Annotated in this window: 9 protein-coding genes; 2 read left to right on the top strand and 7 right to left on the bottom strand. The window is 68.1% G+C overall.

Annotated elements, in window-relative coordinates:
- Window positions 1-42: 42 nt before the first annotated feature.
- The 7 genes from ACFWWR_RS15745 to ACFWWR_RS15715 all read right to left on the bottom strand — a co-directional run bounded on the left by ACFWWR_RS15745 (window position 43) and on the right by ACFWWR_RS15715 (window position 11,334).
- Window positions 43-1,167, bottom strand: coding sequence for an ABC transporter ATP-binding protein (locus ACFWWR_RS15745; RefSeq protein ID WP_384303676.1), 1,125 nt, complete (start codon window positions 1,165-1,167; stop codon window positions 43-45).
- Window positions 1,168-1,274: 107 nt separating this feature from the next.
- Window positions 1,275-2,336, bottom strand: coding sequence for an ABC transporter ATP-binding protein (locus ACFWWR_RS15740; protein ID WP_383858189.1), 1,062 nt, complete (start codon window positions 2,334-2,336; stop codon window positions 1,275-1,277).
- 10 nt (window positions 2,337-2,346) lie between these two features.
- Window positions 2,347-3,327, bottom strand: coding sequence for an ABC transporter permease (locus tag ACFWWR_RS15735; RefSeq protein WP_383858185.1), 981 nt, complete (start codon window positions 3,325-3,327; stop codon window positions 2,347-2,349).
- A gap of 151 nt (window positions 3,328-3,478) precedes the next feature.
- Complete coding sequence (locus tag ACFWWR_RS15730; protein WP_383858182.1) at window positions 3,479-5,287, bottom strand: ABC transporter substrate-binding protein; 1,809 nt, start codon at window positions 5,285-5,287, stop codon at window positions 3,479-3,481.
- Between the two features lie 101 nt (window positions 5,288-5,388).
- The gene (locus ACFWWR_RS15725; protein ID WP_383858180.1) at window positions 5,389-6,423 is read right to left on the bottom strand and encodes an ABC transporter permease; all 1,035 of its coding nucleotides are present in this window, start codon (window positions 6,421-6,423) and stop codon (window positions 5,389-5,391) included.
- Window positions 6,424-7,085: 662 nt separating this feature from the next.
- A complete protein-coding gene (gene typA, locus ACFWWR_RS15720) occupies window positions 7,086-8,993 on the bottom strand; it encodes a translational GTPase TypA (protein WP_383858177.1) in 1,908 nt (635 codons plus the stop codon).
- A gap of 139 nt (window positions 8,994-9,132) precedes the next feature.
- Entirely contained in the window at window positions 9,133-11,334 is a 2,202-nt protein-coding gene (locus tag ACFWWR_RS15715) for an ABC transporter family substrate-binding protein (RefSeq protein WP_384303674.1), read from the bottom strand.
- Between the two features lie 286 nt (window positions 11,335-11,620).
- Between ACFWWR_RS15715 and ACFWWR_RS15710 the strand changes: the two genes are divergently transcribed.
- Window positions 11,621-11,911, top strand: a complete 291-nt coding sequence (locus ACFWWR_RS15710) for a hypothetical protein (RefSeq protein ID WP_217241121.1) — start codon at window positions 11,621-11,623, stop codon at window positions 11,909-11,911.
- Window positions 11,912-11,947: 36 nt separating this feature from the next.
- Window positions 11,948-12,787 carry a hypothetical protein gene (locus tag ACFWWR_RS15705; RefSeq protein ID WP_383858171.1) on the top strand — a complete coding sequence of 280 codons (840 nt, stop codon included), beginning with the start codon at window positions 11,948-11,950 and terminating at the stop codon, window positions 12,785-12,787.
- Window positions 12,788-12,792: the final 5 nt, after the last annotated feature.

The raw sequence follows: 12,792 nt of genomic DNA, 5'->3' as shown, positions 1-12,792 counted from the left end.
GCCCGTCCGCCGGACGGCCCTTGCTCCACCCCTGGTCCTCCCTCAGCCCTCCTCCAAGCCCTCCTCCAGCGCCGCCAGCGCCGGGTCCAGGATGATGTCCTCCTCGCGGCCCTCGATCGTCGGGTCCTCCGGGAAATGGCAGGCCGTCAGATGGCCGTCGTGGTTGCCGGAGAGCCGGATCAGCGGCGGTTCCTCCGCCGCGCACTTGTCCTGCGCCTTCCAGCAGCGGGTGCGGAAACGGCAGCCGGAGGGCGGCGAGATGGGCGAGGGGACGTCACCTGCCAGCCGGATGCGCTCCCGCCGGCCCGCCTCGGCGTCCGTGAGGTTCACCTCGGGTACGGCCGACAGCAGGGCGTGGGTGTAGGGGTGGCGGGGGCGGGTGTAGATGGATTGGCGGTCGCCGACCTCGATGATCTTGCCGAGGTACATCACCGCCACGCGGTGGGAGAAGTGCCGTACGACGGCCAGGTCGTGAGCGATGAACAGGAACGCGATGCCGAGTTCCTGCTGGACCTTCTTGAGCAGGTTGACGACCTGCGCCTGGATGGAGACGTCCAGCGCGGACACCGGCTCGTCGGCCACGATCAGCTTCGGCTCCAGGGCCAGCGCGCGGGCCACGCCGATGCGCTGGCGCTGGCCGCCGGAGAACTCGTGCGGGAAGCGGTTGTAGTGCTCGGGGTTGAGACCGACGATCTCCAGGAGTTCGCGCACGCGCTTCTCCCGGCCGCCTTCCGGCTCGATCCCGTTGATCTCCATCGGACCGGAGATGATCTTTCCGACCGTCTGCCGCGGATTCAGAGAGGAGTACGGGTCCTGGAAGATCATCTGGATCTCGGACCTGATCGGCGCCAGCTCCTTGCGCCCGGCATGGCTGATGTCCTGGCCGCGGTACGAGATCGTGCCGGCCGTCGGCTCCAGGAGCCGGGTGATCAGGCGTCCGGTCGTGGACTTGCCGCAGCCCGACTCGCCCACCAGGCCGAAGCTCTCACCGACGTTCACGGTCAGATCGATGCCGTCGACGGCCTGCACGGCGCCGACCGTGCGCCGGATCGGGAAGCCGCCCTTGACCGGGAAGTGCTTGGTCAGCCCCTCCACCACGAGCAGCGGTTCCCCGGCGCCGTCGGCGACGGCCTCGCGCGGGGCGGGGAGGACGAGGTCCTCTTTCATAGCTCCTCTTTCATGTCCGTCACGACCGTGGCCGTCATGACCTGTCCGCCATGACCTGTCCGTCATGACCGTGTCCGCCATGACCTGTCCGTCACGACGCTGTCGTCCTACCCCAGTCGGGGCCGGATCTCCTCGATGAAGATGGTCCGCTTCTGTTCCGCCGTGAGGTGACACGCGGAGGCCCGGTCCGGTCCCAGCAGCGGGCGTTCGGTCACACAGCGGGAGCCCCCGACCCGGTCCTGGAAGGTGCAGCGGGGGTGGAAACGGCAGCCGGACGGAGGGGTGAGCAGCGACGGCGGGGCGCCGGGGATCGGCGAGAGGGGGGCGTCGAGGTCGGAGTTCAGGCGGGGCATCGAGTTCAGCAGGCCCCAGGTGTACGGGTGCTGGGGCGAGCGCAGCACTTCGTTCACGGTGCCGCGCTCGACCGCTCCGCCCGCGTACATCACCATGATGTCGTCGGCCATGTCGGCGATGACCCCGAGGTCGTGCGTGATGAAGACGATCGCCGAGCCGAACTCCTGCTGGAGGTCCTTCAGGAGGTCGAGGATCTGGGCCTGGACGGTCACGTCGAGGGCCGTGGTCGGTTCGTCGGCGATCAGCAGGTCGGGGTCGCAGACCAGCGCCATCGCGATCATCGCGCGCTGGCGCATGCCGCCGGAGAACTGGTGCGGGTAGTCCGTGGCCCGCTGCTTCGGGTTGGGGATGCCGACCTTGCCGAGCATCTCCACCGCGCGGTCCCAGGCCGCCTTCTTGGAGGCACCGGTGTGCTTCATGAAGGGTTCGGCGATCTGCCGGCCCACCGTGTAGTACGGGGACAGCGCGGTGAGCGGGTCCTGGAAGATCATGGCGGCCTTGTTGCCGCGCACCTTCTCCAGCTCGGACTCGCGGGCGGTGGTCAACTCCTGACCGTCCAGGAGGATCTCGCCCTCGATGGTGGTGAACTTCGGGCTGTGCAGCCCCAGGATGGTCAGGTTGGTGACGGACTTGCCGGAGCCCGACTCTCCGACGATGCCGAGCGTCTTGCCGCGGTGCAGGTCGAAGGAGAGTCCGTCGACGGCCTTCACGATGCCGTCCTCGGTCTTGAACCTGACGTACAGGTCCCGCACCGACAGGAAGGCGTCCGCGTCCGCCGGGTTCGGGGATGCGGCTTCCTTGGTCAGAGTGGTCACGACAGTGCTCCTAGGACAGCCGCACGCGCGGGTCGATGAAGGCGTAGCAGGCGTCGACGACGATGTTGCACAGCAGGATCGCGGCGGCGGAGAAGATCATCACGCCCAGCAGCAGCGGGAGGTCGCTGAACTGCACCGACTCCACCGCGAGCCGTCCGAGTCCCGGGAGCCCGAAGGTGTACTCGGTGATGATCGCGCCGCCCAGCAGCGAGCTGAGGTCGATGCCGAGGATGGTGATGATCGGGATGAGGGAGCCGCGCCAGGCGTACCGGAAGAAGACGTACCGCCGGGCCATGCCCTTGGCGCGGGCCGTGCGGACGTGTTCCTCCTGGAGTTGCTCGATCATCGCCGAGCGGGCCATACGGGTGTACTGCGCGGCGAAGATCGTCGACAGGACGGCCCAGGGGATCAGCAGTCCGGTGAACCAGGCGGCCGGGTTCTCGGTGAGGCTCGTGTACTTGGGCTCGTCGAAGAGGTGCGCCTGGTACACCAGGATCGCCAGTGCCAGCGGGCCCAGGAAGTAGATCTGCATCGAGCTGATCACCATGGAGCCCGCGGTGAAGGACTTGTCGACGAGGGTTCCGCGCTTCCACGCGGCCAGCAGTCCGGTGCCGAGCCCGACGAAGAGGAACAGGATGGTGGCGCCGAAGGCCAGCGAGAGCGTGAGCGGCAGCCGGTCCATCAGGGTCGACCAGACCGCTTCGTTGGTGTGGTACGAGTAGCCGAAACACGGGGCGGGGCAGGGCCCCTGCGGGAAGTTGTCGCGGCCCATCACCAGCCCCTGCAGGAAGATCCAGTACTGCTCCGGAATCGACTTGTCGAGCCCGAGGGTGTGATGGATGTTCGCCAGGGCGTCGGGGGTGCACGTCTTGCCGCACATCAGCAGCGCCGGATCGCGGGGCATGCCGAAGAAGAGCAGGAAGGCGACCACGGTCAGCAGGACCAGGATCACGAGTGAGCCGAGGATCCGGCGGAAGAGGAAGCGCAGCATCTCAGTGGCAGCTTTCGGGCGTCGGAAGGCTGGCGGCCAGGACCTGTGTCGGAAGCGTCGTCCGCCCGGAGCGCGGCAGGCGCCGCTTCCCACAGGCCCTGGGTGCGCCCCGTCACGGGACGGGGCGCACCTGACACCGCTTGGACGGGCGTTACTTCACGAACAGCCTGCGCGGGTCGACGCCGCCGATGACGTCGTCGTACACAAGGCCGCCGATCTTGGATCCGGCGATCTGGGTCTGCTTGTAGTACGCCGTCGGGATGTTGGAGACCATGTCCTTCACGATGTACTCGTTGATCTTGTTCCATTCCTCCGCGGCCTTGACCGGGTCGGTGATGGCGCTCACCCGGTCGATGTCCGCGTTGACCTTCGGGTCGTTGAGGTGCGAGTAGTTGGAGGCGCCGTCCTGGATCTGGCGGCCGTCGTACAGCGGCGGGATCACGGTCGACGCGCTCGGCCAGTCGGCACCCCACGCGGTGTGGTAGATGTCGTAGTTGTTCTTCACCTTGCTGACCTGGTCGTAGTACGTCTCGGCCGGGATCTCCTGGCGCTGGACGTCGAAGCCGGCCTTCTCCAGGCCCGCCGCCATGGCGGTGGAGTACTGCTGGCCCTCGGGGGTGTTGATGTAGCCGAACGTCAGCTTCAGGCCCGTCTTGCCGGCCTTCTCCAGCAGTTCCTTGGCCTTGGCCGGGTCACCGGCGGGCTTCTTCTTCTTGCCGAACGGGTCGAAGGTCGGGTCGTAGCCGGAGACGGTCGGGCTGATCAGACCGCCGGCGACCTCCATCGCGTCGGTGCCGCCGAAGGCACGCACGAAGGGGGTGACGGGCAGGGCGTAGGCGATGGCCTCGCGGACCGCCTTGTCCTGCATCTCGGGCTGCGACAGGTTGATGTTCACCTGTCCCACGTACGGCTGGTAGCCGGAGACCGTGCGGGACTTCATGGCCGCGTCGCGCAGGACCTTGGACAGGTTGCCCGCGTCGACCTGGTTGCTGAAGCTGATCGCGGTCGCGTTCGCGCCGCCGTCGTCGAGGATCGCCTTGGTCGAGTCCTCGAACTGCTTGTTGAACTCGAAGTTGAACTGGTCGACGTACTGGTGGCGGACCGCGTCGGTGGCCGGGTCCCAGTTGGTGTTCTTCACCAGGGTCATCGACTTGCCGGACTTGAAGTCCTGGATCTTGTACGGGCCCGCGGTCATCGGGGCCTTGTCGTACTTCTCCTTGGTGTCCTTCTTCTCCGACACCAGGGAGTAGCCCGCCATGGCCAGCGCGTACGGCAGGTCGGGCTTGGCCTGCTCGAAGTGGAAGACGATGGTCTTGTCGTCAGGTGTCGACAGGACGCTGTCCGGCAGGTGCTTGCCCTTGTACGGGCCGTCCGGGAGGAGCTTGCGGTACTCCGCGCCCGGGGTGTTGGCCATCCACTGCTGGATGTAGGTGGGGCCGTTGGAGACGAACGGCGCGAAGAGCCGCTCGAAGGTGTGCCGTACGTCCGCGGCGGTGATCGCGGAGCCGTCGGCCCACTTGATCCCGTCCTTCAGCTTGTACGTCCAGGTCTTGCCGCCGTCGGTGGTCTTGCCGCTGTCGGTGGCCAGGTCACCGACGACCTCGTGCTTCTCGCCGTCGTCGCTGGTGGCCTTGTAGGAGGTCAGGCCACGGTGGATCAGCTGCGAGAGCGCCATCTCGTCCGAGACGTAGATCTGTCCCGGGTCGAGGTGCGCGAAGCTGTCCCGCTGGAGGACCGTCACCGCGCCGCCCGGCTTGGCACCCGCGATCTCGGCCGCCGGGCCGGTCGAGGCCTTGGCGTCCCCGAAGGAGATGCCGGCCTGCTGCCGCTCGGCGTTCTGTTTGTCCTCCTTGTTGTTGTCGCTTCCCTTGCTGCCACCCTCGCTGCAGCCGGTGAGCACGAGAGCCCCCGCTGCGAGCAGTGACAGCGCGGCGTACGCGTGGCGTCCACCTTTACCCATCACTCAGATCCACCCATCTTGTGTCACCAGTGCGAATGAAGTGCCGACCGGCCGTCGGTGCCATCCGGTCGTGTCGGGCGAGGACGCCCAGAACGTGGCGGTCAGCGCGCCGTCTTGGGATCGAAGGCGTCCCTGACCGAGTCCCCGAGCAGGTTGAACGCGACGATGAAGATGATCATCGAGATGCCCGGGAAGAACATGTAGGTGATGTCGTTCTGCATCACGAGTTCGGTCGACGCCTTGGAGAACATCTGCCCCCAGTCCGGCGTCGGTTCGACGATGCCCACACCGAGGAAGGAGAGACCGGCCTCGGCGGTCACGAAGTTGGGGAGCATGTAGGTCGACTGCACCAGGATCGGCGTGACCACGTTGGGCAGGATCTCCTTGCGGATGATGCGCCTGGGGGACGCTCCGCTCACCTTGGCCGCCTCGATGAACTCCCGTTCTCGCAGGGCGAGTGTGGTGCCGCGCAGGATGCGGCCGAGGCTCATCCAGCCGAGGAACCACTGCACCGCGATGAGGGCGACCACCCGGACGTACACCGGCGTCTCGTCCCGCGGGCTCACGAAGAGCGAGACGATGACCGGCATGCTCGCGATGAAGAAGAGCTGCGCGGGGAAGGCCAGCAGGAAGTCGATCACCCGGCTGATCCAGTAGTCGGTCCTGCCGCCGAGATAGCCGGCGGCCACCCCGAGGAGGATGCCGGTGACGACGGTGGCGACCGTCACCGCCAGGGAGATCATCAGGGAGTTGCGGATGCCGTAGATCAGCTTGGTGAAGACGTCGTAGCCGTTGCCCGGCTCCAGGCCGAACCAGAACTCGCCGCTGATGCCGCCGTTGGGCTGCACTGGCACACCCGCGCTGTCGAAGAGCTCGGGGCGCTCGTCGGCGTACACCGTGTACGGATCCTTGCCGTACAGCTTGGAGATCACCGGAGCGAGCAGTCCGATCGCGAAGAAGAAGATGACCACGCAGGCCGAGAGCATGCCGGTGCGGTCCCGTTTGAAGCGGATCCACATCAGCTGGCCGGGAGAACGGCCGACCAGTTGCTGATCCTCGGGTTTCTTCTTCGGCTCGGGGTCGCCGTCGACGACGACCGACGTCCCGCCGCCCTCGATGTCGATAGGACTTGTCACAGTTCGCCCATTTCACAGATGTGGGTGTGCCGAGCCGGCGACCGACGCAGACGTGCGCGATCGCGGACCGGGTCATGAGGGAGCGTCAGGGCGCCCCGAGGGAGACGGGAAACCCGCAGCCGGACGCGCGTAGGCGCCAGGGCGTGCTGAGCGGCCGGCCGCCTGCGCTCAGAGGCAATCGCCGTACAGGGGCGGACAGTTGACGGCTTTGGATGCTGTGACCCACCTGGTGCTTGTGACACCGCGCATGGGACTCCTCCTCATGACTCCACGTGTTCACCAACAGGAGGGGGCGCATGTCTGTCCTCCGACACCCCTGACGGAGGGTCAGACACCCCCTGGTGCTCGTGAGTCGGCGCTGTCCCCACAGCGCGAGACCCATTGACCCGAGCGTTACGCGGCTAACTATCTGCCATGAGCCAACTACCGACCACCGTCTTTAAATCTCAATTCAGTCACAGCTGACGCGTACATCTTCCAAAACTTGGACAAACTGTTCGGCACGAGAAGGGTGCGAAACGGACGTGTTACATGGGTACCGGGCGAGGATCTCCGCAATCCGGACACGCGGTACCTGAGGATCAGGCCAAAACCGGTTGCAAAAAGCCCGGTTGCCCCGCCATGGGGGGCAACCGGGCTTCAGGCTGTGCGCCGACCGAGCGTCAGCCGTGCTTGGCGCGGCTCGCGGAGCGTCCGCGCTCCTTCTGGTCGAGGACGACCTTGCGGATGCGAACAGCCTCCGGGGTCACCTCGACGCACTCGTCGTCGCGGCAGAACTCCAGGGACTGCTCCAGGGAGAGCTTGCGCGGCGGGACGATCGCCTCGAACGAGTCGGCGGCGGCGGAGCGCATGTTGGTGAGCTTCTTCTCCTTGGTGATGTTCACGTCCATGTCGTCGGCGCGGGAGTTCTCGCCGACGATCATGCCCTCGTACACCTCGGTGCCGGGGTCGGTGAACAGCACGCCGCGCTCCTGGAGGTTCGTCATCGCGAAGGCGGTGACGGCGCCCGCGCGGTCGGCGACCAGCGAACCGTTGTTACGGGTCGTCAGGGTGCCGAACCACGGCTCGTGGCCCTCGTGGATGGAGTGGGCGATGCCCGTGCCGCGCGTGCCCGTCAGGAACTCGGTACGGAAGCCGATGAGGCCGCGGGAGGGGACGACGAACTCCAGGCGGACCCAGCCCGAGCCGTGGTTCGACATGTTGTCCATGCGGCCCTTGCGGACGCCCATGAGCTGCGTGACCGCGCCCATGTGCTCCTCGGGCACGTCGATCGTCATGCGCTCGACCGGCTCGTGGACCTTGCCGTCGATCTCCTGGGTGACCACCTGGGGCTTGCCGATGGTCAGCTCGAAGCCCTCGCGGCGCATCTGCTCGACCAGGATGGCGAGCGCCAGCTCACCACGGCCCTGGACCTCCCACGCGTCCGGACGCTCGGTGTCCAGCACGCGGAGCGAGACGTTACCGACCAGCTCGCGGTCCAGACGGTCCTTGACCTGACGGGCGGTGACCTTGCGGTCCTTGACCGCGGCCTTCGCGGTGGCGCCCTTGCCGGTGCCGCCGCGGCCGACCAGCGGCGAGGTGTTCGTACCGATGGTCATCGAGATCGCCGGCTCGTCGACCGTGATCAGCGGCAGCGCGATCGGGTTCTCGGGGTCGGCGAGCGTCTCGCCGATCATGATGTCCGGGATACCGGCCACGGCACAGATGTCACCGGGGCCCGCCTTCTCGGCGGGCTTACGGGTGAGCGCCTCGGTCATCATCAGCTCGGTGATGCGGACGTTGGACATCGTGCCGTCACGCTTGATCCACGTGACCGTCTGACCCTTGCGCAGCTCGCCCTGCTCGACGCGGAGCAGCGCGATACGGCCGAGGAAGTTGTCCGCGTCCAGGTTGGTGACGTGCGCCTGGAGCGGGGCCTCCTCGTCGTACTCGGGGGCCGGGACGTGCGACAGGATCGTGGAGAAGAACGGCTCCAGGCTGTCGCTGTCGGCCGGGACGGTACCGTCCTCGGGCTTGGTCAGCGAGGCCACGCCGTCCCGCGCACACGCGTAGACGATCGGGAACTCGATCTGGTCCTCGTCGGCGTCGAGGTCGAGGAAGAGGTCGTAGGCCTCGTTCACGACCTCGTCGATGCGCGAGTCCGGGCGGTCCGTCTTGTTGATGCACAGGATGACGGGCAGGCGGGCCTGCAGCGCCTTGCGCAGCACGAAGCGGGTCTGCGGGAGCGGGCCCTCGGAGGCGTCGACCAGCAGCACGACCGCGTCCACCATCGACAGGCCGCGCTCGACCTCGCCGCCGAAGTCGGCGTGGCCGGGGGTGTCGATGATGTTGATGGTGATGACATCGCTGCCATCCTTCGGGTGGTACTTGACCGCCGTGTTCTTGGCCAGGATCGTGATGCCCTTCTCACGCTCCAGGTCGTTCGAGTCCATCATGCGGTCGTCGAGCGACTCGGCGGCGTGCGCGGCGAAGGCACCCGCCTGCTTGAGCATGGCGTCGACGAGGGTCGTCTTCCCGTGGTCGACGTGGGCGACGATGGCGACGTTGCGGATGTCGTGGCGCGTGGCCATATTGCGGCGATCTCCCGGAGTGTGAGGAAGGCCTGCGCGTACATCTGTGTTACGCGGGACCCTGCCGGGCTGGACACGCCACGGCCTCACCCCATGGTACGTGGCCCTGGCGGAGACGGCCTCCACAGGGCCACGGGGCTCACTTCGGCGAAGCGCTCGCGGACGGCTTCATGCCCTTCTTCAGGAAGCCCATGTCCTCGTAGACCGGCGTCTGGAAGCCGAAGGCACCGGCGTTGGCCAGGCTCTTTCGTGCGGCCGTGAGCTGGGGGCGCTGGTAGAGGGGGATGGAGCCGGCCGCCGCCCAGATGCGGGAGTCGGCCTTGCGGATGAGGTCGCGGCTCTCGTCCTGGTCGAGTGTGGCGACGGCCTGGTCGAAGAGCTGGTCGACCTGGTCGGTGCCGACGCGGGTGTAGTTCTGCTCGACGTTCAGGGAGCCGTCGGCGGCCGGCACCGGCTTGGCGAAGATGGGACGGGCGTCGGTCGCCGGGAAGGCGGAGGCGGGCCAGGAGTACAGGGCGAGGTCGTACTGTCCGGACGCGATGTGGTCCTTGAAGTAGCTCTCGTCGGCGACCTTGGAGATCTCGGTGCGGATGCCGACCTTCCGCAGCATGCGGCTGATCCGGTCGGCGACCGTGCGGAGCGTCTGCGAGCCCGCTCCCGAGGGGAGCACGAAACGGAGGGTGAGCGGCTTGCCGTCCTTGGCGAGCGCCCCGGCCGCGGTGCCCGCCGGGGCCGCGGTGCCCTTGGGGGCGTACGCGCCGGGAGCGCCGCCCTGCTGCAGCTGGTTCGCGTACTGCTTGCCGTCCTGGGCGAGGTGCTTGCCGCCCTCCTCGCCCTGCTCCGAGTGGTTCTCGGCGTCGCTCTGTGTGCGGCTCGTCGCGTGCTTCTCCTTCTCCTCCTGGTCGGCCTCGTGGGGAGCCTTGTCGTCCGCCCCGACGATGTACGTCCCGTCGTCGCCCTCCGCCGACTCCTCCTCCTCGGCCTTCCCGGACTTCCCGGCCTTCTCCCGCTCGGCGCCGGCCGCCTCCTCACCCTTCTTCTTGACCGGCCCGCCGAGCACCCACCCGGCGTCCGCGAGCAGTGCCCGCGCCTCCGCGGCGTCCTGCCCGCCGAGGGCGCCGCTGTTGTCGGCGTAGGCGGCCTGTCCGGACAGCGCGAGGTGGCTGCCGACCGGCTCGGCGGGCAGCCCGAGCGGCTTGAGGACGGCCTTCGCCAGCGCCTTCCGGTCCAGGGCGCGGGCCACGGCCCGGCGCACGCGCTCGTCGGCGAGCGGACCGCCGACGCCGTTGAGGGCGAGCTGGGTGTAGGCGGGCTCCAGGGACTTGCGGACCTCGAAGCCCTGAAGGGCCGCCTGCCCGCTGCGGTACCTGGCGACCGCCTTGCGCCGCTGCTCGCGGGCGCTGTCCTCCTTCGTGCCGCCCGGGCCCTGGAGCGGAGTGCTCGTGCCCCTGCCCGCGGCGCGCGCGGCGAGGGTGATGCGTCCGGCGGCGTCGGGGTCGATCTCGGCGAGGTCGATCGTCCCGGCGGCCAGCGCGGCGGCCCGCTTGTCGCGCGGTACGGCCCGCAGCACGATCTCGGACAGCTTGGCGGGCCACCCCCACCAGCGCGGATTACGGGTGAGGGTGACCTCGGCGTCCTTGCGGTCGACCTTCTTCAGGGCGAACGGGCCTGCGGTGACCTTGAGCTTCCGCCGCGCCCCGTCGTTGAAGGCGTCCGGCGCTCCCATGACGTCCTTCGGGTACAGCGGCGAGAACAGCGACTGCCAGTCGGCGTACGTCCGCCCGAAGGTGACCCGCACCTCCAGGTCGTTCGCCCCGCGCTCGATCTTCTCGATGCGCTCGTACCCGGCGTTGCGCGCGGTCCAGTACGCGGTGTCCTTGCCGGACAGGGCCCGCCACTGGGCGGCGAAGTCGGCGGCGGCGATCTCCCGGCCGTCGCTCCACACGGCCTGCTGGTTCAGCTTGTACAGCACGACCTGCTTCGGCTCGGTCTCGACGACCTTCGCGGATTCCAGGTAGTCGGGATTGCGCTCGGGCCGGCCGTTGCGGTCCATCCGGTACATCGAGGGCAGTACGGCCTGCGCGATCCGGTGGGTCCCCGCGTCCGCGTCCGCCTGGAACGTGTTCAGCGTCTCCGGGACGGCGTCCACGGCCCAGCGCAGCGTGCCGCCGTCGGCGATCCGGTCCCGGGCGGCGGGGGCGATGTCCTGGCCGGCGAGCGGCTTGCCCGACTGGTCCTCCTCGGAGCTGCATCCGGCGAGCACGGACACCGCGAGCGCACCCGCGGTGAGGAAGGAGACCGAGCGCATGACCGCGCGCAGTCTGACGCCGTCGTGGGACATCTGCTTACCTCCGGGAGCGGCGGGCGTTATGATCACTTTTGGCGGTATATGGAGCTGATCACATGTATGCGGCCACTGAAGAGGAAAGGGTTCGGCAACGGACGGCGACACGGCGACGACAGCCGGGAAGGCCACCCGTGCGGCGCAACGCACCACGGAATGCACCCATACGCCTCGGCCAATCGGTGCACGTCCCTTCCCACCGACAGGTGTGACGCGCAACACTCGCAGGCGCATGAACGTTGCCGCCCAGGGCAAACCCGCCCCACGGAAGTGAGGTCACGTCATGTCCGTGCACGACGAACTGACATCGGTGCAGCGCTGCCTCGACGATCTGACCCGGTCGGTCGGACGCCTGGAACAGCAGCTGGGCAGCGGCGGGCTCGACATGCGCCGCGTCCGCGCCGATGCCGAACACCTGCGCGAGAGCGTCGCGCTGCTGCGTGAGGCGGCCTCCACACCGGCCTCGCCCAGGCGCCCCGATCTCGTCACCATCCCCGACACCCCGTACGACGACTCACTGTGGATCGACTCGGACGACGAGGGACTCGGCGCCCGGGACCGCCGCGCCCCCTGAGCCGTCCCGGAGTCCCGACCCGACCGGAGTCATGAATTGGCCACTGGTACGGAACCTCCAGCCACAGAAGACCCCCACCCCGCCCGCGGCGGCGTACGCACCCCTGCGCGCGCCGCCATCGACGCCCCGCACCTGCGGACCGACCGCTGGTGGCTGGCCCCGGCCGCCACGGCGGCCGGTCTGCTCGCCTTCGTCGTCTACTCGACGTGGCGGGCGTTCGCGAACACCGACTACTACGCGGCGCCGTACGTCTCGCCCTTCTACTCCCCCTGTCTGGCGGACAACTGCGAGCCGATGCGGAGCGGCCCCAACGCCGATCTCTTCGGCGGCTGGTGGGGCATCTCCCCCGCGATCATCATCCTGATCTTCCCGCTCGGCTTCCGCCTGACCTGCTACTACTACCGCAAGGCCTATTACCGGGGTTTCTGGGCGTCGCCCCCGGCCTGCGCGGTGGCCGAACCGCACAAGAAGTACACGGGCGAGACCCGCTTCCCGCTGGTCCTGCAGAACATCCACCGGTACTTCTTCTACGCCGCGATCGTCGTCGCCGGGATCCTGACCTACGACACCGTGCTCGCCTTCCGCGACGAGCACTACGCGTGGGGCCACATGGGTCTCGGCACCCTGGTCTTCCTGATCAACATCGTGCTGATCTGGGCGTACACGATCTCCTGCCACTCCTGCCGGCACATCGTCGGCGGCAAGCTCAAGCACTTCTCGAAGCATCCCGTGCGCTACCGGATGTGGCAGTGGGTCGGCAAGCTCAACGCCCGGCACATGCTGCTCGCCTGGGCCTCGCTGGTGAGCGTGGCGCTCGCCGACTTCTACGTGTACCTGGTCGCGTCCGGCGCCTTCGACGATCCGCGCTTCTTCTAGATGAG

This window comes from Streptomyces sp. NPDC058678 (genome assembly GCF_042714835.1).
Taxonomy (GTDB): domain Bacteria; phylum Actinomycetota; class Actinomycetes; order Streptomycetales; family Streptomycetaceae; genus Streptomyces.
This window is presented reverse-complemented; position numbering and strand designations above follow the sequence as displayed.